The sequence below is a fragment of the Paraburkholderia sp. BL6665CI2N2 genome (assembly GCF_004366535.1).
GTDB lineage: Bacteria > Pseudomonadota > Gammaproteobacteria > Burkholderiales > Burkholderiaceae > Paraburkholderia.
The window spans coordinates 5,625,912-5,648,907 of the sequence record NZ_SORC01000001.1; the positions used below are offsets into that span (position 1 = coordinate 5,625,912).

Consider the following 22,996-nt stretch of genomic DNA (forward strand, 5'->3'; position numbering starts at 1 on the left):
GCACCCTGCTGAGAGCCTTGTGCGGCGAGGGTTTGCGCCAGATGGCGCTGGCCGTGGGCGCAGTGGTGGCGCTTAGTACTTTCCCTGGCGTGATTCTTTTTGCATTTACCCTTATCAGAACGGGTCGGCGCGCCGTTATACGGAACATAGCGGCACGCGGCCTCCGGGCACGCACAAAAAAACGGTACGGGGTTTGAGAAGACAGGCGAGGACAGAAATGGAAAAGTGGCTGGTAATACTTGGCATCTGGGCGATGTGCGCGACTTGCGCGGTGTTGTTCATGCGCGGCGCGACGAGCGGCCCAGGCAGGCGCGAGCCCGACGAGGAAAACGTGCCCGCGGCGTCGCGCGCATCGGTGGGCGACGCGCGGACCGCGTTAAACGAGTGAACTGAACAAGTGAATGGGCGCGTCCGGCGTTCCGTGCCCGACAGAGCGAGGACTATCTTCGGCTGACGCACCGGCGGAACGCTGGCACCGCCGGGCTCGACGCCGCGGCTGGCTTAGGCGCGCGTCAATGTTGACGAACCGGTTCGAACCGCGCGCAACTGTCGCCGGGCGAGACGAGTTGGTCGTGCAACCGGCAGAGCCGGCTGTTCGCCACGCTCGCGCCGAATGCGGAACCAAACACGGCGAGACCCGGAATGCCCTGCTCCAACGAGCCCCGATTCTCAGCGCGATGCCGGCAGCCCGCGCAGCACGGCGCGTGCGTTTCATCGCGCGCCTGCGCCGTACTGTCGACGCGGACCGTGCGCCTCATGAGCCCTGCCCCAAGCTATTCCAGTACGGCGCGAACACGTGCGCGGAAAGCGCGTAACCGATGGCGATATTGACCACCACGCCCACCGTGAATGCGAGGAACGGCTTCAGGCCGGTTGCAGTGAGCGAGCGCAAGCGCGTCGTCAGCCCGATGCTCAGGAAGCAGAAAGTGAACGCCCACGTGCGCAACGCCGTGATCGGCGCGACGAATTCGGGCGTCACGACTTTGCGGTAATCGGCCAGCGAATAGTGACTGGCGATCCACGTCACCAGCGCCGATGCGATCACGAAACCGATCACGAACTTCGGGAAGCGCGCCCATATCTCGCCGGCGTTGGCCTTGGCTTTGACGCCGCTGTCCTGCGATTCCCAGCGCGTCGTCGCGACGATCGCCAGCACGAACGCCCAGATGCCGATCCAGATATCGCGGCCGACTACCTTCATCAGCGTGAACGCCTGCAACGACGCCTCCGGCGCGCCGGCAATCGCGCCGCCCGCGTGTTTCGCAAAGTCGCCGTACGCTTGAGCGGCCGCGATGCCGGCGGCGTCGGCGAATTCAGACGTGCCGATCCAGGCGCCGGCGACCGCAGTCGACAGGCCGAGCGAGCGGGATGCGAACGGCAACACGAAGATCATCACGATCGCCCACAGCACCACCAGCGTGATTGCCACCGAGGCCTGCTCGCGCTTGGCGCGCACTGCGCCGGCAATCGCGATGGCCGCCGAGACGCCGCACACCGCGCCGCCGACGCCGAGCACAGCGGCAAAACGCCGGTCGAGGCCGAAAGCTTTCGCGGCAAAGAAGATCACGAAGAACGTGACGAGCGAGACGATGGTGGCCTGCCCGACCGCGACCGGTCCCGCCCACACCAGCAACGTAAACGGTAACGTCGCGCCGAGCAGCACGATGCCGACCTTGATATAAAACTCGACGCGCAAGCCGGCCGAAAACCATTCAGGCAGCGTGAACACGTTCGAGATCAGCAGGCCCAGCGCCAGCGCGACGAGCGGCGGCTCGAGGTTGTACTTCGACGCGTTGACCCACGCGCCCAGCGTAAAAATCAGCGCCGACGCGATGAACAGAATCAGGAACGACGCCAGGAAGGCGCCGACCCGCTGCTTGAGCGCCGCCAGGCTTACGCCGAATAGAAGCGCGAACGCGATAAACAACGCGGCGTAGTTCGGCAAATGCTTGCCGACGTCCTGTGCGGCCAGCGCCACGCTCGACCATTTGGCCGGCGCTACCGCCAGCCATTTGATGCTGCTGCCCGACGCGAACAGCGCCCAGGCGACTACGATCACCAGCAGGCCGACCCACACCGCCCACCAGTCTTCAGTCGAAAAGAGCCCGCCACCTTGCGTGCCAGGCCGGTTCGTCGGCGCCGCGCCGGGTTGTAGTGCTGGGTTCGTATCGCTCATCGCCATGCCCCGAGGAAGTTGAGGTGCCTCGGCGCCGGAGAGTTGAAGTTTTGCCCGAAAGTGCGCCGATTCGGCGAAATATAGGCGAGCGGCGTTGCAAAACGAAACGACCATTCGCTCTAAGAATATGACCGAAAGAAGTAACGGCGGCGTCGCCCCGGCGATGCGACTTAGATGTCGAGCGGATCGACTTCCAGATTCCAGCGCAGCACGCCTTTCAGGCCGCGCAGCAGCGGCTGCCACGCACGCAAGGTGGCCTGCAGGGCGGCCCGCGAAGCGCTCTCGATCAGCAATTGCGCGCGGTGCACGTGCATCACTTTGACGATGGTGAGCGGCACGGCGTCGTAGACGGTCACACGTTCGGCAGCCGCAATGCCGGTCAACTCGGCCGCCGCCTGTTGCAGGAAGGCGAGCGCGGCTTCGAGCGTGCGGCCTTCGGCGCGCAGCAAAGCCTGATAGACGAACGGCGGCAAATGGGCGTCGCGTCGTTCGGCCAGCGTGGAGTTGGCGAAGCCGACGTAGTCGTGGCGGCCCAGCGCGTGATAAAGCGCATGGCGCGGATAGCGCGTCTGCACCAGCACTTCGCCCGGCAAACCCGCACGGCCTGCCCGGCCGCTCACTTGCATCAGTTGCGCGAAAAGCCGTTCGCTCGCGCGGAAGTCGTGGGAAAACAACGCGGTGTCGGCGTTCAGCACGCCCACCAGCGAGACGCGCTGAAAGTCGTGGCCTTTGGCGATCATCTGGGTGCCGACGAGGATGTCGACTTCGCCCGCGTGGACGTCGGAGAACAGCGCCTGCGCGCTGCCTTTGCGACGCGTGCTGTCCGCGTCGATGCGCAAGATGCGGGCGCCGGGCACCGCGCTCGCCAGCGTCTCTTCGACGCGCTGCGTGCCACGGCCCATCGGCGCGATATCGACGTTGCCGCACTCCGGGCACGAACGCGGGATGCGCGCTTCCCAGCCGCAGTGGTGGCAGCGCAGCGCGCGCTCGGGCTTATGCAGCACGACATACGCGCTGCATCGTGGACAACCGGCGACCCAACCGCAGGCATCGCAGGCAAGCTGCGGCGCATAACCGCGGCGGTTCAGGAACACCAGGCTTTGCTCGCCGCGTTCGAGCCGCGCCTTCAGCGCCGCGATCAGCGGCCCCGACAAACCTTCCACCGATGCCCGCCCGCGCCGCCGCTCCTCTTCCAGATCGATCAGTTTGACGGTCGGCAATACGGCCTCGGCGACGGCACGGCGCGACAACGTGAGCCGCTTGTAGCGGCCCTGGTCGGCCTGCCACCAGCTCTCCAGCGACGGCGTGGCCGAACCCAGCACGACCGGCAAGCCGAGTTGCTTGGCGCGATAAATCGCCAGATCGCGCGCCGAATAACGCAAACCTTCCTGCTGCTTGTAAGCCGGATCATGCTCCTCGTCGACGACGATGATCGCGAGCTTCGGCAGCGAGGCCAGCACCGCCAGCCGCGTGCCGAGCACGATCCGCGCGCGGCCGGTGTGCGCGGCGAACCAGTTGCGGGCGCGCTCGCCTTCAGCGAGGCCGCTGTGCAGCGTGACGATCGACGTGCCCTCGAGCGCGGCGAAACGCGCGCGGAAGGCCGCTTCGAACTGCGGCGTCAGATTGATTTCAGGGACGAGGACGAGCGCCTGAGCGTCGGGCTTTGCGGCCAGAATCTCGGCGAGCGCGCGCAAATAGACCTCCGTCTTGCCACTGCCCGTCACGCCGTGCAGCAGGAACGGCGCGAAGCCGTCGGCATCGCGGATGGCTTCGACGGCGGCCGCCTGCTCGTCCGTGAGCGTGGGCAGCGTGGGCGCGGGCGCGTCAGGCGAAGCGACCGTGACCAACGCCGCCGCGGCCTCGACAATATCTAGCGCGATCCAGCCTTCCGCCTGCCATGCGTCGAGCGTTGCCATTGCTTTGGGGTGCAGCGCGCGAGCATCGGCGGCGAGCATGAACTCGGTCCCAGCCAATGCCTGCGCCAGTTTCCGCAACGCGCTCGCCCGCGCCGGCAGGGTATCGGGCAACGCGGCGCGGCCTGCGGGCGTGAGGCTGTAGCGCTCTTCCGGCGCGAACAGGCGCGACCAGCGCGACGCATCGCGCAGCGCCTGCGGCAATGCGGGCAATGCGACCTCGCCGAGACCACGCTGGTAGTAGTCGGCGGCGAACGCGGCCAGCTTCAGCCATTCCGACGACACCGGCGGGCAAGCGGTGCACACGCCACTCACCGAGCGAAGACGATCGGCCGGCACGTCGCTGTGAGCGGTCACTTCGCAGACGAGCCCCACGACATGGCGTTTCCCGAACGGCACGCTGACCAGCCTGCCCGGCGCGACAGGCTCAGGCGTGTCGCAGCGGTAGTCGAACAGAGTCGGCAGCGGATGGTCGAGCGCGACGCGGACGAACACGTCGCTCACGCGTCAGCAGCGGTCAGGGGAACGAGCGCGACACGATGCCGCATCGCGAGGCCCATCGAGCAGACGGCGAATCCGTAGAAGTTAAAGTAAAACTTCAATTTCGGCGCTAAGTTTTGGATTCGGCTGAACAATTGCAATCGGTCCGCGTGCCTGTGGATAACTTTGTTGAGAACTTTGCCCGGACGGCCCGGGAACCGCGCCGCAGCGGCCTTCTGTGGGATTCCGCACAGTCTGTCACGAACCCGGGAAACCCTTGCCAGACAAGGCTTAGATCAAATGCGCCTGCAAAGTGCAAGGGCCAGGACACGACTAAAGCTTCTACCGCGCCGCAGCGTGATGAATGTGCATAAGTCAAGTCTTGACTTTCGCAAGACCGCCATCTGACGGCCTGTTAGCTGCAAATTTGCCCTTAGACCGAGAGCCCAGTTCGCTGCAATGCAACAAAAAATGGTAACGATTACGGCTTCAGGCCGGTGCATGAGCGCCGCTGCGGATCGCCCGGCTATGACGGTGCACTTCGTCCACCAGCTCAGCGACATTCTCCGGCGGCGTGAATTGCGAAATACCGTGGCCGAGATTGAACACGTGGCCCGGATGATTCCCGAAGCTGTCGAGCACCGCACGAGCTTCCATGCGGATCGAAGCCGGCGGCGCGAACAACACCGAGGGATCGATATTGCCCTGTAGCGCTACCTTCCCGCCTACGCGTTCGCGCGCCTTGCTCAGGTTGACCGTCCAGTCGAGGCCGACCGCATCCACGCCGGTTTCGGCGATCTCGTCGAGCCACAGGCCGCCACCCTTCGTGAAGGTGATCACCGGGACTTTCTCGCCGTCGTGCTCGCGCTTCAGCTGACTCACCACTTGTTGGATGTAGTGCAGCGAAAAACGTTGATACACACCGTCTGCCAGCGCCCCGCCCCACGTGTCGAAAATCATCACGGCTTGTGCGCCAGCTTCGATCTGCGCGTTCAGATACGCCGCGACTGAGCGCGCGTTGATGTCGAGAATGCGGTGCATCAGGTCCGGACGGGCGTAAAGCATCGACTTGACCGTGCGGAAATCCGCCGACCCGCCGCCTTCGACCATGTAGCACGCGAGCGTCCACGGGCTGCCCGAAAAGCCGATCAGCGGTACGCGTTGACGGCCTTGCGCGTCGGTCAGCGCCGTGCGAATTTCGCGCACGGCGTCGGTCACGTAGCGCAGCGTGGCGTCGATGTCCGGCACGGCGAGCCGCGCGACGTCGTCTTCCGTGCGAACCGGGCGAACAAACTTGGGACCCTCGCCGGCCACGAACTCGAGGCCGAGGCCCATGGCGTCGGGCACAGTGAGGATGTCCGAGAACAAGATCGCGGCGTCGAGCGGATAACGCTCGAGCGGCTGCAACGTGACTTCCGTCGCGAACGACGGGTTCTTCGCCAAACCGAGGAAACTGCCCGCGCGACCACGCGTGGCGTTGTATTCCGGCAGGTAGCGGCCGGCTTGCCGCATCAGCCAGATCGGCGTGTAGTCGGTCGGCTGGCGCAGCAGCGCGCGCAGGAAAGTGTCGTTCAGGAGTTTATGGGCCACGTTGCGTACGACTGAGGGCAAAGGGGCATTTTACCGGAGCCGGCTCGCCGCATCGTGCTTGATCCGGCCAATAACTGTTGGACGCGTCGCTCGCGGCCGGTTTTCCGCGGGCTGGCCGCGGCGTCATGACTTGGCCGAACGGCCAATGTTCAAGCGCGAATTGCCGGGCTATCATCCAACGGACTTACCAGACAATTACATACAACCAAGGAGACTCGATGAACAAGGCAGCACTCGCACTGCTCGGCGCACTGGCCGGCGTTTTGATGCACGCAGGCGTGGCCGGGGCACAGACCAGCGCCACACCCGCAACGCCCTCGCGACTCGACGAAATTCTCGCGCGCGGCACGCTGCGCGCCTGCACGACGGGTGACTACAAACCGTACTCGTTTTACAAGGCAGACGGGCAGTTTGAGGGCATCGATATCGACATGACCGAGTCGCTCGCCAAGTCGCTCGGCGTCAAGACGGAGTACGTCAAGACGTCGTGGTCGAATCTGATGAACGACTTCGTCGCCAAGTGCGACGTGGGCGTGGGCGGTGTGTCGCCGACCCTCGAGCGGCAGAAGCGCGCGTTTTTCACGGAGGCCTACATGGTCGACGGCAAGACGCCGATCGTTCGGTGCGACGACGTCAACAAATATCAAACCGTCGCCCAGATCGACCAACCGGCGACACGCGTGATCGTCAATCCTGGCGGCACCAACGAGCGCTTTGCGAAACAGTACTTTTCGCGTGCGAACTTGACCGTCTATCCGGATAACGTGACGATCTTCAAGCAGATCCTCGCCGGCAAAGCGGACGTGATGGTGACGGACGCGTCGGAGACCCTGCTACAGCAGAAGCTAAACCCCGGCCTTTGCTCGGTTCACCCGGACAAACCCTTCCAGTATGGTGAAAAGGCTTGGCTGCTGCCGCGTGGCGATGTGTCGTTTCAGCAATACGTCAACCAGTGGTTGCACCTTGCGCGGGCAACAGGCGAGTATCAAGCCATTTCGGACAAGTGGTTGAAGTAGCCTGAAGCGTTTCTTGGCCGCCCCTTTTTTCACTGTAAAACAGCGGCGGTCGAGAAACGCCAAATGATCACGCTCGCGCGCCAATCATGTAACTTACGGGGCGGTTTTAAGTAAAACCCAAAAAATAGTGGCATCGCAACTGGCCGCGAACGCAGTCTTTGCGCCCCAATTGCGTGCCCGGACGAATGCTGCAACGCAATGCGGCCGCGCACGTTGGATCGCAGAAGTTGGTGACTGCGGGCCAGCACCTGCAAAGCGGGGAATTATTCGTCCAAAAGATGAACGTGCAACCATTTCATGCGGCATCGACTTAACGGATTACGCCGCATTATGCTTCGCGAATAGCATCAATCATGCGTATGAAATTGCGACTGAGTCATCGGTAAAAATTGCGTTTAAATCGTCGCTTTTTGGCAATATGTCCTGCAGCGCCTTATCTGGCGGGCGTTACAACCTGAAACACTTTGTTACCGCGCTCGTAGATTAATTCGCCCACAATGCCCTCAACGGTTTCAACACGGATGTGGCTGTGTGCGTGGTGTGAGCGGATACGATGCACTTGCCGGTCGGCCTATGCCGAAGCCCTGTGAAGGGGCATCCCTGCTGGGGCCGTAGTCGACGTAGGGTCGTCGTCTCAGTCGGTTCCTTCTTTGGTCTCCTCGCGCTAACCCCGTAGCGTGTGGTTTTTAGCGGGCTCCAGGCCCGCTTTTTTTTCGTCTGGCCAAACGTTTGCGCGGTGCGGTAGCGCGCTGTTTCGGGCACGTTCGCGGCTTTTGGCGACTTGTACGGCGAACGGTTGGTTCTACTTGGTTTGTTCCTCGTGCCCTGTTGGCTGATCCGGGTCGCGCAATGATCTTGCCGCGCGGACCAGCCGTTGAGTGTCACGCCGTCTTGTCTTCCCGCAGCTTCAACTCGCTGATCATCCGCTCGCGCATGATGAACTTCTGCACTTTGCCGGTTACCGTCATGGGCAGTTCGTCGACGAAACGGATGTATTTGGGCACCTTATAGTGCGCAATCTGCCCCTGACAGAACTGCTGGATCTCTTCGGCTGTCGCCTGCTCGCCAGCGCGCAATACGACCCACGCACACACCTCTTCGCCGTACTTTGTGTCGGGCACGCCAAACACCTGCACGCTCTGGATCTTCGGGTGGCGGAATAGAAACTCTTCAATTTCGCGCGGATAGATGTTCTCGCCGCCGCGAATCAGCATGTCCTTCAGACGGCCGACGATGTTGCAGTAGCCTTCTGCGTCGAGCGTCGCCAAATCGCCCGTATGCATCCAGCCATCGACAATGCTTTCGCGCGTCTTCGCCTCGTCGCCCCAATACCCCTGCATCACCGAATACCCGCGCGTGCAAAGCTCACCGGTTTCGCCCACCGGCACGATCTCGCCGAGAGGATCGACGATTTTCACTTCGAGATGCGGCTGGATGCGGCCCACCGTTGTCGTGCGCTTGTCGAGCGGATCGGTCGTCGAGCTTTGGAACGAGACCGGACTGGTTTCCGTCATGCCATAGGCGATGGTGATTTCGCTCAGATGCATTCTGGAAACGACCTTCTTCATCGTCTCGATCGGACAAGGCGAGCCCGCCATGATGCCGGTGCGTAGGCGCGAGAAGTCGTAGGTGGCGAAGTTCGGATGATCGAGTTCGGCGATGAACATGGTCGGCACGCCATGCAACGCAGTGCACTTCTCTTCCGCGACCGCGGCCAGCGTCGCGGCAGGGTCGAAGCCTTCGCCTGGAAATACCATATTGGCGCCAACCGACACGCACGCCAGCACGGCCAGCACCATGCCAAAGCAGTGGTACAGCGGCACCGGAATGCATAAGCCGTCCTGCTCGCTCAGCCGCATTGCCATGGCAATGTAGCGCGCGTTGTTCACCACGTTGCTGTGGGTCAGCGTTGCGCCCTTCGGATTGCCTGTCGTGCCGCTGGTGAACTGGATATTGATCGGCTCATGGCACGAGAGCGTCGCGCCGATCGCGTCGAGCCTGGCCACGTCGAGCGACGCGCGTCCCTGCTCGATCACATCGGAAAAGGTCAGCATGCCGGGCGTTTCCGTGTCGCACATGCGAATCACGTAGCGCAACTCGGGCAACCTTGCCGCGTGCAATTCACCGGGCGCCTGCGTGGCCAGTTCGGGCGCGAGCTCCTGCAGCATCTCCAGGTACATGGACGCCTTGAAGCGCTCGGCGGCGATGATCGCCTTGCAGCCAACCTTATTCAGCGCGTACTCGAGCTCCGCGAGCCGATAGGCCGGATTGATGTTGACCAGTACGGCGCCGATTCGCGCAGTCGCAAACTGGGTCAGCAGCCACTCGACGCGATTCGGCGACCAGATGCCCACGCGGTCCCCCTTCGCGATACCGAGTGTGAGCAGCCCTGCCGCCAAAATGTCGACTTCTTCAGCGAACTCCCTCCAGGTCCACCGAATCCGTTGCTCCCGAAACACCACGGCCGGACGATCCGGAAAGCGTGCCGCGGTGTCGCGCAGAAACCGGCCGACCGTCGCTTCGCTCAGCGGAATGTCGGTCGACCCGCGGACATACGACAGCCCGTCTTTGGGTTCGATGAGTGCACCTTCGCCTGACACATGCGTTGCCATGGTGTTGTCTCCGTGAGCTCAGCGGAAGCTCGTCTATTGAAATGAATTTGAAATCGATTGTGCCACCGGCGTGTGTCGGTTCGGCATCAAGTGTTACCCGCACCGCGAAAACATGATTTTTCTTACCTTTCCGTAAACGTCAAGTCGAGGTCAAAAAAAAGCAGCCACGAAGGCTGCTTTCTCTCTGATACGTATTGCTTAGTTCTGACCGCGCAGCTTGCGCAGGCGCTGGATCGCAGCGAGCTGAGCCGTCGCGTACGCCAGTTCCGCTTGCGCGGTCGCGTATTCGAGGTTCGAACCCGTGTTCTGCAGCGCTTCTTCCGCACGCTTGCGTGCATCTTCAGCCTTGGCTTCGTCGAGATCCTTGCCGCGAATAGCCGTGTCAGCGAGAACCGTCACAGCGCCCGGCTGGATTTCGAGGATGCCGCCGGCGACGAAGACAAACTCTTCTTCACCGTTTTCAGCTTCGATGCGCACCGCACCCGGACGAATCCGCGTGATGAGCGGCGTGTGGCCCGGCAGAATACCGAGTTCACCTGCTTCGCCCGGCAGTGCGACGAACTTCGCCTGGCCCGAGAAGATCTGCTCTTCCGCGCTGACGACGTCTACTTTAATGGTTGCCATATCGACTCCTGGTGAGCGTAACTCGAGGGCACCGACATTGGCCGGCGCCCGCTTCTATACACCCGACCTTTACTGGATCTTCTTGGCCTTTTCGAAGGCTTCGTCGATCGTGCCGACCATGTAGAACGCTTGTTCCGGCAGGTGGTCACACTCGCCGTCAACGATCATCTTGAAGCCACGGATCGTTTCCTTCAGCGGCACGTACTTGCCCGGCGAGCCCGTGAACACTTCAGCGACGTGGAACGGCTGCGACAGGAAACGCTGGATCTTACGAGCGCGCGCCACGGCGAGCTTGTCTTCCGGCGCCAGTTCGTCCATGCCCAGAATCGCGATAATGTCGCGCAGTTCCTTGTAGCGCTGCAGCGTTTGCTGCACGCCGCGCGTGATCGAGTAGTGCTCTTCGCCAATCACGTTCGGGTCGATCTGACGCGAGGTCGAATCGAGCGGGTCGACTGCCGGGTAGATACCCAGCGAAGCGATGTCACGCGACAACACGACGGTTGCGTCCAGGTGGCCGAAAGTCGTAGCCGGCGACGGGTCGGTCAAGTCATCCGCAGGGACGTACACAGCCTGAACCGACGTGATCGAGCCGGTCTTGGTCGACGTAATACGCTCTTGCAGCTTACCCATTTCTTCAGCCAAAGTAGGCTGATAGCCCACTGCTGACGGCATACGGCCGAGCAGAGCTGACACTTCCGTGCCTGCCAGAGTGAAACGGTAGATGTTGTCGACGAAGAACAGCACGTCGAGACCTTCGTCACGGAAGTGCTCAGCCATCGTCAGACCGGTCAGCGCGACGCGCAGACGGTTGCCCGGCGGCTCGTTCATCTGGCCGTACACCAGCGCGACCTTGTCGAGAACGTTCGAGTCCTTCATTTCGTGATAGAAGTCGTTCCCTTCACGGGTACGCTCGCCAACACCGGCGAACACGGAATAACCACCGTGTTCCTTAGCGATGTTGTTGATCAGTTCCATCATGTTCACGGTCTTGCCCACGCCGGCGCCACCGAACAGGCCCACCTTACCGCCCTTGGCGAACGGGCAGATCAGGTCGATAACCTTGATGCCGGTTTCGAGCAGTTCCGTCGACGGCGACAGTTCGTCGAACGCCGGAGCCTTCTGGTGAATACCGCGAACCACGTCCGAGTTGATCGGACCGGCTTCGTCGATCGGACGACCCAGCACGTCCATGATACGGCCAAGGGTCGGCTTGCCGACCGGCACGCTGATCGGCTTGCCGGTGTTCTTCACCGTCGTACCGCGGCGCAAACCGTCCGATGCACCCAGACAGATGGTACGGACGACGCCGTCGCCCAGCTGTTGCTGGACTTCGAGGGTCAGTTCCGAACCGTCGAGAATGAGCGCGTCGTAAATCTTCGGCATGTGGTCACGCGGGAATTCCACGTCGATCACCGCGCCGATGCACTGTACGATCTTGCCTTCTACCAAAGCAGTAGTACTCATCGCTTTTCCTTTAGATACTTAATTCTTCACTCGCGCAAAGGCGCAGTTTCGATGGGGTGCGCCGCGAAGGCGCACACGAAGCGGCGTGCCTGACCGTCAAGGTCAGACTGCCGCCGCGCCACCGACGATTTCCGACAGTTCTTTCGTGATCGCGGCCTGACGGCTCTTGTTGTACACGAGCTGCAGTTCGTTGATGACCGTCTTCGCATTGTCCGAAGCGGCCTTCATCGCGACCATGCGTGCCGACTGTTCCGATGCCATGTTTTCCGCGACGGCCTGATAGACCAGCGCTTCGACATAACGCACCAGCAGTTCGTCCACCACTGCCTGCGCATCCGGCTCGTAGATGTAGTCCCACTGCGTGCTCGGCGTCGTGCCGTCTTCTTCCTTGCGCTCGAACTGGTCTGCCGACAGCGGCAGCAGTTGCTCGATCACCGGCTCCTGCTTCATCGTGTTGACGAAGCGCGTGTACGCGAGGTACACCGCCGAAACCTTGCCTTCGGAGTACAAGTCGAGCTGCACCTTCACCGCGCCAATCAGCTTTTCCAGATGCGGCGTGTCGCCCAGATGCACGACATTCGACACTACCTTGGCGCGCAAACGGTTCAGGAAACCCAGACCCTTGGTGCCGATCGCAGTTGCTTCGATCGTCTTGCCCTGGCCTTCCAGTTCCTTGAACTTCTGCAGCGACGCGCGCAGCACGTTGGTGTTCATACCGCCGCACAGACCTTTGTCGGTCGTGACGAGGATGATGCCGGCCGCCTTCGCGCCTTCGTTCGACACCATGAACGGGTGACGATACTCCGGGTTCGCACGGCTCATGTGCGCAGCGATATCGCGGACCTTGTCGGCGTACGGGCGAGCAGCGCGCATGCGCTCCTGAGCGCGGCGCATCTTCGATGCGGCCACCATCTCCATCGCTTTCGTGATCTTGCGCGTGTTTTGCACGCTCTTGATCTTGCCGCGAATTTCCTTCATTCCAGCCATTGCTTGCTCCTTGTCGGCCCGAGTCAGCGCTTCAGCGCTCACTCGGGTCCCATGCAAAGCGATCGAAGCAGCGCGGGTTCAGTTGCCTGCGGCCCGCGCCGCTTCAAGGTCCGTTTATGCCTTGCGGGTCACTCGCGGATCAATAAGCGCCGGACTTCTTGAAGTCTTTGAGAGCCGTGTGCAGCAGGGCTTCGTCGTCCTTCGAGAGTTCCTTGGTGTCTTCGACGCGCTTGATCAGGTCAGCGTGCTTCGTCTTCAGGTAGTCGCGCAGGCCCTTTTCGAACGGCAGCACTTGTGCAACTTCCAGATCGTCGAGGTAGCCGTTGTTCGCTGCGAACAGCGCGACAGCCAGTTCCCACACTTGCAGCGGCTGATATTGCGGCTGCTTCAGCAGTTCCGTCACGCGACGGCCGCGCTCCAGTTGCTTGCGGGTGGCTTCGTCAAGGTCCGATGCGAACTGCGCGAAGGCAGCCAGTTCACGGTACTGCGCGAGGTCGGTACGGATACCGCCCGACAGCTTCTTCACGACCTTCGTCTGAGCCGCACCACCAACGCGCGACACCGACACGCCGGCGTTAATTGCCGGGCGGATACCTGCGTTGAAGAGGTCGGTTTCCAGGAAGATCTGGCCGTCGGTAATCGAGATCACGTTCGTCGGAACGAATGCGGTCACGTCGCCGGCTTGCGTTTCAATGACCGGCAGTGCCGTCAGCGAACCGCTCTTGCCCTTCACTTCGCCGTTGGTGAACTTCTCGACGTAGTCTTCCGACACGCGAGCAGCGCGCTCCAGCAGACGCGAGTGCAGATAGAACACGTCGCCCGGATACGCTTCACGGCCCGGCGGGCGGCGCAGCAGCAGCGAGATCTGACGGTATGCCCAAGCTTGCTTGGTCAAGTCGTCATAAACGATCAGCGCGTCTTGACCGCGGTCGCGGAAGTATTCGCCCATCGTGCAGCCGGCGTACGGTGCCAGATATTGCATGGCAGCCGATTCCGAAGCCGAAGCGGCCACGACGATCGTGTATTCCAGCGCGCCGGTCTCTTCCAGCTTGCGCACCACGTTCATGATCGACGAAGCCTTCTGGCCGATCGCGACGTAGATACAGAAGAGGTTCTTGCCCTTCTGGTTGATGATCGCGTCGACTGCGACTGCGGTCTTGCCGCACTGGCGGTCGCCGATGATCAGCTCGCGCTGGCCACGGCCAACCGGCACCATCGCGTCGATCGACTTCAGACCGGTTTGGACCGGTTCCGAAACCGACTTACGCCAGATCACGCCCGGAGCAATCTTTTCGATTGCGTCGGTCTTTTTCGCGTTGATCGGGCCCTTGCCGTCGATCGGGTTGCCGAGTGCGTCGACCACGCGGCCGAGCAGTTCCGGACCCACCGGCACTTCCAGAATGCGGCCCGTCGTCTTGACGATGTCGCCTTCCGAAATGTGTTCGTACTCACCCAGAATCACGGCGCCGACCGAGTCGCGCTCGAGGTTCAGTGCGAGACCGAAGGTGTTGCCCGGGAATTCGAGCATTTCGCCCTGCATCACTTCCGACAGGCCGTGAATACGCACGATACCGTCGGTCACGGAGATCACAGTGCCCTGGTTGCGAACGTCTGCGCTCGCTTCAAGGCCCTGGATCCGGCTCTTGATCAGCTCGCTGATCTCAGAGGGATTGAGTTGCATTATTCGCTCCTGATAGTCAATTCTGTTGCGTGCCAGCCGCTTCAGCGCATAAGGCGCTTCAGGCCGTCAGAGCCGTTTGCATGCTGGCAAGCCGCGCGCGGACCGAGGTATCGAGCACTTCATCGCCGACCGTCACGCGCACGCCGCCGATCAGCGACGAGTCGATCTCGACCGTCGGCTTCAGCTTGCGTTTGAACTTGCGTTCGAGACTTGCGACGAGGTCGTTCAACTGCGCGCCTTCGAGCGGGAATGCGCTGACGATCAGCACATCGGCCGCCCCTTCGCGGGCGTTCTTCAACTCTTCGAACTGCACAGCAATTTCCGGCAGCAATTGCAGACGATGGTTGTCCACCAGCATTTGCACCAGATTCTTCGCTTGCGCGTTGTCCTTGAGCGGCGACTTGACCGCGGCCAGCAGCAGTTCGCTGACCTGGGCGCGGCTTACTTTCGGGCTCGAGGCGATCGACAGCACTTCGGGCAGACGCGCAACCTGTGCCAGCTCCTGCACGAGCGTGGACCAGGCGGCGATGTCACCAGCTTCGGCCACGCCAAACAGCGCTTCTGCGTACGGACGGGCGATGGTTGCAAGTTCGGCCATGATCAGAGCTCGGCTTTCAGTTGATTCAGCAGGTCAGCGTGAGCTGCCTGGTCGACTTCGCGCTTCAGGATCTGTTCAGCGCCCTTCACAGCGAGTGCGGCGACTTCACCGCGCAGCGTTTCGCGCGCCTTCACGACTTGCTGGTCCGCGTCGGCCTTCGCTTGCGCGATGATGCGAGCGGCTTCAGCCTGTGCTTGAGCCTTGATTTCGTCAGCGACTGCCACAGCGCGCTTTTCTGCGTCAGCAATACGTTGCTGACCGTCGTTGCGTGCCTGAGCGAGTTCCTGGTCGACGCGCTTGTGAGCGGCTTCGAGTTCTGCCTTGCCCTTTTCGGCAGCCGACAAACCGTCAGCAATCTTCTTCGAGCGCTCGTCGAGGGCGTTGATCAGCGGCGGCCACACGAACTTCATCGTGAACCACGCGAGGATCAGGAACACGACCATTTGCGCAAACAGGGTTGCGTTGAGATTCACGGTGTTTCCTTAAACGTTGCTAGTTCGGAAAGTGAAACGGCAAGGCGCTCATCGATTCTGTTCGATCAGCGCCCGAGTGCCCGTTCCGCCCTGCGCCCTCACTAGTTATAGCTCAGGCGCAAACTTCCGAGGAACCTCAGCCTGCCAGCTTCGACAGCAGCGGGTTCGCGAACGCAAACAGCATTGCCACACCAACGCCAATCAGGAACGCCGCATCGATCAGACCAGCCAGCAGGAACATCTTGGTTTGCAGCGGGTTCATCAGTTCCGGCTGACGTGCACATGCTTCGATGTACTTGCCGCCCATCAGGCCGATACCGATACAGGCGCCGATTGCACCCAGGCCGATGATGATGCCGATACCGATGGCGGTCAGACCCTGGATGTTGGCGATGAAAGCTTGCATGATCACTCCTTTGTGAAAAGTCTTTTAGAACTGGTTGGAACTGGGATTTAAATGAAACAAAACTAAAACGTCGTTCGACAAGCCGCGATTAGTGGCTGTCGTGTGCCTGGCCGATGTACACCAGCGTCAGCATCATGAAAATGAATGCTTGCAGCAGAACGATCAGGATGTGGAAGATCGCCCAAACCGTGCCAGCGATGACGTGGCCGATGAAGCCGAGCACCGACGCGTCCGCGCCGAAACCCCACATGCTGCCGAGCAGGGCAATCAGCAGGAACAACAGTTCGCCCGCGTACATGTTGCCGAACAGCCGCATGCCGAGCGAGACCGTCTTTGCGACGAACTCGATGATGTTCAATGCAAGGTTCGGGATCCACAGGAGCGGATGCGCACCGAACGGAGCGGACAGCAATTCATGTACGAAGCCGCCCGCGCCCTTGATCTTGAAGTTGTAGTAAATCATCAGCGCGAACACGCCGAGTGCGATGCCGAGCGTGCCGTTCAGGTCGGCGGTCGGCACGATGCGGTGATGGGGGATGACTTCCGACAGACCCAGCCAACCGATCACGCGGCCCGGCAGATCGACGGGGATGAAGTCGAGCGAGTTCATGAGGGCAACCCAGACGAACACGGTCAACGCCAGCGGCGCAATGAAGGTGCGCGTGCCGTGGATCATCGACTTCGATTGGTCCTCGACCATTTCAACCAGCATTTCGATCGCGCATTGGAAACGACCCGGCACGCCGGACGTTGCCTTGCGGGCAGCAAGATGCAGAATCAGGATCGTGGCCAGACCGCAAACGATCGACCAAAAAAGGGTGTCCAGATTCCAGACGTGAATGTCGAAAATCGACGTCTGGTGCGCGGTGGAAAAGTTCTGCAAGTGGTGCGCGATGTACTCGGACGGATCCAGAGCGCGCGTGCCTTCGCTAGCTGCCATATCGTTAATGCCACCCAAATTGTCGAAAATCGTCTTAGGCCGCTCCCGCAGCAATGCTGTATTGCGGGAACACGCCGGGCGCGGATCGTGTCATATCCGCACTCCTGATGCCGGCGCTGCGCGCCAGCCTGAATTTATTGCTGCTACTTTCGTTACCGCTACGTTAGCGCCAGGCTAAGGCGATCCAGTACGTCTTGAGCGCGATGAGGTAGGTCACGAGCAGCGGAACCCAGCGTACGTCGTGATACCAGAAGGCGATGGCTACAAACATCGCGATCGTTGTCCCCATCTTGAGCGCTTCGCCGATCATCCAGCTCATTGCTGTTTCGGCGCCGCTCAGCGTTCTCAGTCGTGCCGCGAACAACGCGCTCGGCACCCAGCAGATCGCTCCTCCCAGGAACGCGGACAGCGCAGCAGCGCCCGGCGGCTTGTAGAACAGCCACCACACCAGCGTAGCACCCAGGGACAAAACCATTTGCGCTGCCACGACCTTGAAGGGCGTGACGCGCGATGGACGGCTCACAGTGGGACCAAATAGCTTTTCAGCTTCGGCCCGCGTGAGCGGAACGATATTGTTATCTTGCTGCTCGACATCCCACGCTTCGTCAGGTGTTGCTTGCTGACCGGTGGACGCAACGGAAGCCTTGCGTTCAGCGCGGTGTTCGTCGTGCCCATTCTTCGGCGCTTGATTCGACGTTTTGACCGCCATCGCAGTGTTCCGAAAGTCTTGTTCCAGCCCGCGAGCTTACGCTGCGCTTACGGGGTTCCCGTGCAATTAAATCCGGGCGATTGTAAGCGATAGTTGCAGGCAATTCAAGACTTTAGGCCGTTCAATAACCAGTGTGAAAAGGCTCCTCACCATGCGGGAGCGCCTGTTTCACCGGGCGAAACACGTCAAATGTAAGGCTGTCGGGGAGTGCCAAAACACGCTGCCTAAGAAGGAAGAATTTGTCTCCGCTGATGGCTCGTTTAAACGCCGTAGCAGACGTCTCGAAAATGCAACAAACGCCGATTTTTGCCCAAGCATATGGACATTGCGGGCACTGCCGGGTAGGCGCAACGGGAATATCCACGAGAAAGGGTTGTCGAGAAGTATCCCCTCGCTTGCGCTGAATCAATGTGCCGGCGAGGAGGCGGTCAACTTTCAGCATTTGCTTGGGACACGCCCTCCTCGCCAAAGTTGTCCCATGGAGATTGCGACCTGGCCGCTTCGCGGCTCCTGAGACCAGTTGGGCTCAAATGCCCCGTATCGCGACGCCGACGGCCCCAATCCTCGCGGCCAGCAAGCGCCCGTGAAATGACCGGATATATGAGTAATCCTGATTATCTCACGCCACTTTATTTAGGAATCCGTCGGACGTTGATATGGATCACTGGTAGGTCGCAAAATCCGATCAAAGAAGCCATGCGCCTTTTGCAAACCCGCCGCGTCAAATGATCCACGGCGAATCCAATAGCTTGCGATTGGCAACAGGCCTTATCGCAAGCTATCAGGTGCACTTGCCGGTCAGCTCGTCAATCAGGCGGTGGCGTTACCACGCAAGCGGACCAGAATGCCCTCCAACGCATCCAGATCGCCGAAGTCCACCAGCACCTGGCCGCGCCCGCGTCGGCCGAGTTTGATCTTGACCGTCGCCGCCAGCAAGTCCGACAGCTCTTCTTCCAGCCGGCGAGTATCGCGGCCGCCATCGCCATTCGCACGCGCCTTCACCGCCGGCGCGGCCTTTGTAGTCGCCGTCACAAGCTTTTCGGTTTCGCGCACCGACATGCGCTTGTTAACCACCTGGTTGGCCAACGTGATTTGCGTCGCGGCGTCGACGGCCAGCAGTGCGCGGGCGTGGCCCATGTCGAGATCGCCGGCCAGCAGCATCGTTTGTACGGGCGACGCCAGGTTAAGCAGACGCAGCAGATTCGATACCGCGCTGCGCGAGCGGCCCACCGACTCCGCTGCCTGTTCGTGCGTGAAATTGAACTCGTCGAGCAAGCGCTGGATCCCCTGCGCTTCTTCCAGCGGATTCAGATCTTCACGCTGAATGTTCTCGATCAGCGCCATCGCGGCGGCGGCCTGGTCCGGCACGTTCTTCACCAGCACCGGCACTTCTTCGAGGCCCGCGAGACGCGCCGCGCGAAACCGCCGCTCGCCGGCGATGATCTCGTACTTGTCCGCCGAGATAGGACGCACGAGAATCGGCTGCATCACCCCTTGCGCGCGGATACTGGCCGCCAGTTCCTGCAATGCGCCCTCGTCCATGCGCGTACGTGGCTGATATTTGCCCGCTTGCATCCTGCTGAGCGGCAGCACATTCGGCGCACCTTCAATCGTTACTGCCTCGGTGATGTCTGCCGTACCGCCCAGCAAGGCTTCCAGACCGCGGCCCAATCCCTTCTTTCGCGCTACTGCGTTCATCGTGCTTCCTCGATCCGCTTAGGATGCCTGGGGCGCGTCATTCAATGCGCGCACCCGCTCAATCATTTCCGCGCCGAACTGCACATACGCCTGCGCACCGCGCGATGCCCTGTCGAACACCACGCCCGGCAAACCGTAGCTCGGTGCCTCGGCGAGACGCACGTTGCGCGGGATCACCACGTCGAACACCTTGTCGCCGAAATGCTCTTTCAGCTGATCCGAGACTTGCTGCTGCAGCGTGATGCGCGGGTCGAACATCACGCGCAACAGACCGATCACCTTCAGGTCGCGGTTGAGGTTCGCGTGCACCTGTTTGATGGTGTTGACCAGATCGGACAGGCCTTCGAGTGCGAAGTATTCGCACTGCATCGGGATCACGACGCCGTGCGCGGCGCACAGGCCATTGAGGGTCAGCAGCGACAAGGCCGGCGGGCAGTCGATCAGCACGAAATCATATTCGTTTTCGACTGCCGCGAGTGCAATCTTCAATTGCCGCTCACGGTTCTGCACACTGACCAATTCGACTTCGGCGCCGGCGAGTTCGCGGTTCGCGGGCAGCACGTCGTAATCGACAGCCTCCGGGCGCACTCGCGCATCGGCAACCGCAACGCCGTCCACCAGCACTTCGTAGACGGTGTTTGCGCACGCAGCCTTATCGATGCCGCTGCCCATCGTGGCGTTGCCCTGCGGGTCCAGGTCGATGAGTAGGACTCGCTGTCCCTGCGCTGCCAAGCTCGCGGCCAGATTGACTGTGGTCGTCGTTTTGCCGACGCCGCCCTTCTGGTTCGCAACGCAGAAGATTTTTGCCATCGTTGGAGTGTCCCTTTTGCAGCTTGGATGAAGTAAAAATCGTGTGATGCCGGTGCGGCTAGGAGGCCGGTATGTGCCAGCCGCTAGTCTCCTAGCTGGCGACATCCACTAAAACTTTGATCAGATGTCGCTCGGCATCGAGCGACGGCACGTTCAGCCGGATAACCTGTTCCACGCGGGCGCCCGCCGACAAGCGTTCGATCTCGCCGTCCGGGCGCACTCCTTTCATGGCCCAGATTGCGCCCTGCTCCGCAACCAGATGACGGGCCAGTGTAACGAAATCCGCGAGTTCTGCGAATGCGCGCGAGACAATTACGTCGAACTTTGCCGGTACTTCGGCGCCTGGCTGCAAAGTCTCGACCCGGCCGGTTACCACGGAGAGATTCGCAAGGCCGAGTTCAGCCTTGGCCTGTGCCTGGAACGCCGTCTTTTTGTGAACGATGTCGTTCACGGTCACGGTCCATTCTGGCAGGACAATCGCCAGCACAATGCCCGGCAGACCGCCACCCGAGCCAACGTCGAGCACGGAGGACGGGCCCAGCGGGCCGAGGTGCGGCACGATCGAAAGCGAATCCAGAATGTGCTGAACCAGCATCTGGCGTGGATCGCGGATCGCCGTGAGGTTATAGACGGCGTTCCACTTCGACAACAACGCGACATAGTCGAGCAGTTTGCCGAGTTGCGCGTCACTCAACTTGAGCCCGAGTTCGCGAACACCGGCCTCAAGCACCGGCGCCAACGCTTCCCGGCCACTCCCCTTCTGGCTCATCGTCATTGCGTCACCGGCGTGCTGTCTGTGCCAGGTTCGGCGGGTTTCGTCGGACGACGGCCCAACCCGCGCTTCAGATGGACCATCAGCAAGGAAATCGCCGCCGGCGTAATGCCCGAAATACGCGACGCCTGGCCAATGGTCTCCGGGCGGAATTGCGTTAGCTTCTGGCGTGCTTCAAATGACAGCCCGCGAACTTCCGCATAGTCCAGCCCGTCAGGTAAGCGCGTGCTCTCGTGCGCCTCGTTTCGCTCGATTTCGCCAGCCTGGCGCTCGATATAGCCCTGATATTTAATGCCGATTTCGATCTGCTCCTTGATCTGGGCAAGCAGAACATCGTCTTCGGCCAAGGTCTCCGGCGCGGCGCAGGCGCCAGCGCGCAAGCCGCAAACCCCGTCGTAGGACACGCCCGGTCGACGCAGCAGGTCCGCCAGGCTGTACTCGTGGTCGATCGGCTTGCCCAGCAACGCAGTCGCCTCGTCTGCCGGTAAGGTCTTAGGATTAACCCACGTCGTGCGAAGACGCTCTGTTTCACGTGAAACAGCATCGCGCTTGCGGCTGAAAGCGTCCCAGCGGATGTCGTCGACGACACCAAGTTCACGACCAATCTCCGTCAGGCGCATATCTGCATTGTCTTCGCGCAAGCTCAAGCGATACTCCGCGCGGCTTGTAAACATGCGATAGGGCTCGGACACGCCACGCGTCACCAGATCGTCGACGAGCACGCCGAGATAAGCCTCATCGCGGCGCGGGCACCACGCTTCCTTCCCTTGCACAAACAGACCTGCATTGATGCCCGCCAGCAGACCCTGCGCCGCCGCCTCTTCATAGCCAGTCGTACCGTTGATCTGACCGGCGAAGAACAGCCCATGGATCACCTTGGTTTCGAGCGATGCCTTCAGCCCGCGCGGGTCGAAGTAGTCATACTCGATCGCATAGCCCGGCCGCAGGATGTGTGCGTGCTCCAACCCGCGCATTGAACGCACGAGTTCCAGCTGCACATCGAACGGCAGGCTTGTGGAAATTCCGTTGGGATAGAACTCATTGGTCGTCAGGCCTTCCGGTTCGAGAAAGATCTGATGCGATTCCTTCGACGCGAATCGGTGAATCTTGTCTTCGATCGACGGGCAATAGCGCGGCCCCACCCCCTCGATCACGCCGGTGTACATCGGCGAACGGTCGAGACCGCCGCGAATGATGTCGTGCGTGCGCTCGTTGGTGTGCGTCACCCAGCATGGCACTTGCCGCGGATGCTGCTCAACGCGCCCAAGAAACGAGAAGACGGGCACCGGATCCAGATCGCCCGGCTGCTCCTCGAGTTGGGAGAAATCGATCGTCCGGCCGTCGATTCGCGGCGGCGTCCCCGTCTTAAGGCGACCTTGTGGCAGCTTCAGTTCCTTCAGACGCGCGGACAACGACACCGCGGCCGGATCGCCGGCGCGGCCGCCGGTGTAGTTGTTCAAACCCACGTGAATCTTGCCGTCGAGGAACGTCCCGGCGGTCAAGACCACGGCGCGCGCGCGAAAACGAATTCCCACCTGCGTCACAGCACCAACGACGCGATCGCCCTCCACCATCAGATCGTCCACTGCTTGCTGGAAAAGCCACAGATTCGGCTGATTCTCCAGCCGATGCCGGATAGCCTGCTTATACAGCAGACGGTCAGCCTGGGCGCGCGTCGCACGAACGGCCGGACCCTTCGACGAATTCAGGATGCGGAACTGAATGCCGCCCTCGTCCGTCGCGGCCGCCATTGCGCCGCCGAGCGCATCGACTTCCTTCACGAGATGGCCCTTGCCAATGCCGCCAATAGACGGATTGCAACTCATCTGGCCGAGGGTTTCGATATTGTGGGTCAACAGGAGAGTGGTATTACCCATGCGCGCCGAAGCTAAAGCGGCTTCGGTGCCGGCATGACCACCGCCGACGACGATTACGTCAAATTCTGTGGGAAAGAGCATCGCGAGATCTCACGCCAGATCATCGCGTGAGCCTTCAAAGGAAAGTATGAGCGAATTATAACGGGTTCGGTTTAGGCCCGAATTCGTCC

Annotated in this window: 21 protein-coding genes; 3 read left to right on the forward strand and 18 right to left on the reverse strand. The window is 61.3% G+C overall.

All coding sequences use genetic code 11. The features are described 5' to 3' along the window. Positions 1 to 217: 217 nt before the first annotated feature. Complete coding sequence (locus tag B0G81_RS43790; RefSeq protein WP_166679059.1) at positions 218 to 388, forward strand: hypothetical protein; 171 nt, start codon at positions 218 to 220, stop codon at positions 386 to 388. 124 nt (positions 389 to 512) lie between these two features. On the opposite strand, the gene B0G81_RS25285 is transcribed toward B0G81_RS43790, so the two are convergent. The 4 genes from B0G81_RS25285 to hemE form a co-directional block, all read right to left on the reverse strand. Then, positions 513 to 758, reverse strand: coding sequence for a hypothetical protein (locus B0G81_RS25285; protein WP_134138723.1), 246 nt, complete (start codon positions 756 to 758; stop codon positions 513 to 515). Beyond that, positions 755 to 2,176, reverse strand: a complete 1,422-nt coding sequence (locus B0G81_RS25290) for a putative sulfate exporter family transporter (RefSeq protein ID WP_106284946.1) — start codon at positions 2,174 to 2,176, stop codon at positions 755 to 757. Before B0G81_RS25290 ends, B0G81_RS25285 begins: the two co-directional genes overlap by 4 nt. Positions 2,177 to 2,346: 170 nt before the next feature. Beyond that, positions 2,347 to 4,593, reverse strand: coding sequence for a primosomal protein N' (locus B0G81_RS25295; RefSeq protein ID WP_208328551.1), 2,247 nt, complete (start codon positions 4,591 to 4,593; stop codon positions 2,347 to 2,349). Positions 4,594 to 5,058: 465 nt separating this feature from the next. After that, on the reverse strand, positions 5,059 to 6,159 hold the full coding sequence (gene hemE, locus B0G81_RS25300; RefSeq protein WP_134138725.1) for a uroporphyrinogen decarboxylase: 1,101 nt from the start codon (positions 6,157 to 6,159) through the stop codon (positions 5,059 to 5,061). Between the two features lie 218 nt (positions 6,160 to 6,377). Here hemE and B0G81_RS25305 point away from each other — a divergent pair, with 218 nt between their 5' ends. Next, entirely contained in the window at positions 6,378 to 7,175 is a 798-nt protein-coding gene (locus tag B0G81_RS25305; RefSeq protein ID WP_134138730.1) for a transporter substrate-binding domain-containing protein, read from the forward strand. A 127-nt stretch (positions 7,176 to 7,302) separates the two neighbouring features. Next, positions 7,303 to 7,662, forward strand: coding sequence for a hypothetical protein (locus B0G81_RS43795; RefSeq protein ID WP_166679060.1), 360 nt, complete (start codon positions 7,303 to 7,305; stop codon positions 7,660 to 7,662). 394 nt (positions 7,663 to 8,056) lie between these two features. Here B0G81_RS43795 and B0G81_RS25310 read toward each other — a convergent pair whose 3' ends face one another. The 14 genes from B0G81_RS25310 to mnmG all read right to left on the reverse strand — a co-directional run bounded on the left by B0G81_RS25310 (position 8,057) and on the right by mnmG (position 22,907). After that, on the reverse strand, positions 8,057 to 9,787 hold the full coding sequence (locus tag B0G81_RS25310) for an AMP-binding protein (protein ID WP_134138735.1): 1,731 nt from the start codon (positions 9,785 to 9,787) through the stop codon (positions 8,057 to 8,059). 198 nt (positions 9,788 to 9,985) lie between these two features. After that, positions 9,986 to 10,411, reverse strand: a complete 426-nt coding sequence (locus B0G81_RS25315) for a F0F1 ATP synthase subunit epsilon (protein WP_012434800.1) — start codon at positions 10,409 to 10,411, stop codon at positions 9,986 to 9,988. A gap of 69 nt (positions 10,412 to 10,480) precedes the next feature. Beyond that, a complete protein-coding gene (gene atpD, locus B0G81_RS25320) occupies positions 10,481 to 11,875 on the reverse strand; it encodes a F0F1 ATP synthase subunit beta (protein ID WP_116143580.1) in 1,395 nt (464 codons plus the stop codon). Positions 11,876 to 11,977: 102 nt separating this feature from the next. Next, positions 11,978 to 12,862 (reverse strand): F0F1 ATP synthase subunit gamma, encoded by an 885-nt coding sequence (gene atpG, locus B0G81_RS25325; RefSeq protein WP_106284868.1) that lies wholly within the window; start codon positions 12,860 to 12,862, stop codon positions 11,978 to 11,980. Between the two features lie 139 nt (positions 12,863 to 13,001). After that, positions 13,002 to 14,543 carry a F0F1 ATP synthase subunit alpha gene (gene atpA / locus B0G81_RS25330; protein WP_116118562.1) on the reverse strand — a complete coding sequence of 514 codons (1,542 nt, stop codon included), beginning with the start codon at positions 14,541 to 14,543 and terminating at the stop codon, positions 13,002 to 13,004. Between the two features lie 58 nt (positions 14,544 to 14,601). Beyond that, on the reverse strand, positions 14,602 to 15,141 hold the full coding sequence (locus tag B0G81_RS25335; RefSeq protein WP_006050846.1) for a F0F1 ATP synthase subunit delta: 540 nt from the start codon (positions 15,139 to 15,141) through the stop codon (positions 14,602 to 14,604). 2 nt (positions 15,142 to 15,143) lie between these two features. Then, entirely contained in the window at positions 15,144 to 15,614 is a 471-nt protein-coding gene (locus B0G81_RS25340; protein ID WP_106284870.1) for a F0F1 ATP synthase subunit B, read from the reverse strand. A gap of 136 nt (positions 15,615 to 15,750) precedes the next feature. Then, positions 15,751 to 16,020, reverse strand: coding sequence for a F0F1 ATP synthase subunit C (gene atpE / locus B0G81_RS25345; RefSeq protein WP_007180033.1), 270 nt, complete (start codon positions 16,018 to 16,020; stop codon positions 15,751 to 15,753). Positions 16,021 to 16,108: 88 nt separating this feature from the next. After that, positions 16,109 to 16,960, reverse strand: a complete 852-nt coding sequence (gene atpB, locus B0G81_RS25350; protein WP_106284871.1) for a F0F1 ATP synthase subunit A — start codon at positions 16,958 to 16,960, stop codon at positions 16,109 to 16,111. A 163-nt stretch (positions 16,961 to 17,123) separates the two neighbouring features. Beyond that, a complete protein-coding gene (locus B0G81_RS25355; protein WP_134138738.1) occupies positions 17,124 to 17,669 on the reverse strand; it encodes an ATP synthase subunit I in 546 nt (181 codons plus the stop codon). Between the two features lie 810 nt (positions 17,670 to 18,479). After that, positions 18,480 to 19,367 (reverse strand): ParB/RepB/Spo0J family partition protein, encoded by an 888-nt coding sequence (locus B0G81_RS25360; RefSeq protein WP_121306970.1) that lies wholly within the window; start codon positions 19,365 to 19,367, stop codon positions 18,480 to 18,482. Positions 19,368 to 19,385: 18 nt separating this feature from the next. Beyond that, the gene (locus B0G81_RS25365) at positions 19,386 to 20,177 is read right to left on the reverse strand and encodes a ParA family protein (RefSeq protein WP_116118565.1); all 792 of its coding nucleotides are present in this window, start codon (positions 20,175 to 20,177) and stop codon (positions 19,386 to 19,388) included. A gap of 91 nt (positions 20,178 to 20,268) precedes the next feature. Further along, positions 20,269 to 20,952, reverse strand: a complete 684-nt coding sequence (gene rsmG / locus B0G81_RS25370; RefSeq protein WP_134138743.1) for a 16S rRNA (guanine(527)-N(7))-methyltransferase RsmG — start codon at positions 20,950 to 20,952, stop codon at positions 20,269 to 20,271. Then, positions 20,949 to 22,907 carry a tRNA uridine-5-carboxymethylaminomethyl(34) synthesis enzyme MnmG gene (mnmG, locus tag B0G81_RS25375; RefSeq protein WP_134138745.1) on the reverse strand — a complete coding sequence of 653 codons (1,959 nt, stop codon included), beginning with the start codon at positions 22,905 to 22,907 and terminating at the stop codon, positions 20,949 to 20,951. Before mnmG ends, rsmG begins: the two co-directional genes overlap by 4 nt. Positions 22,908 to 22,996: the final 89 nt, after the last annotated feature.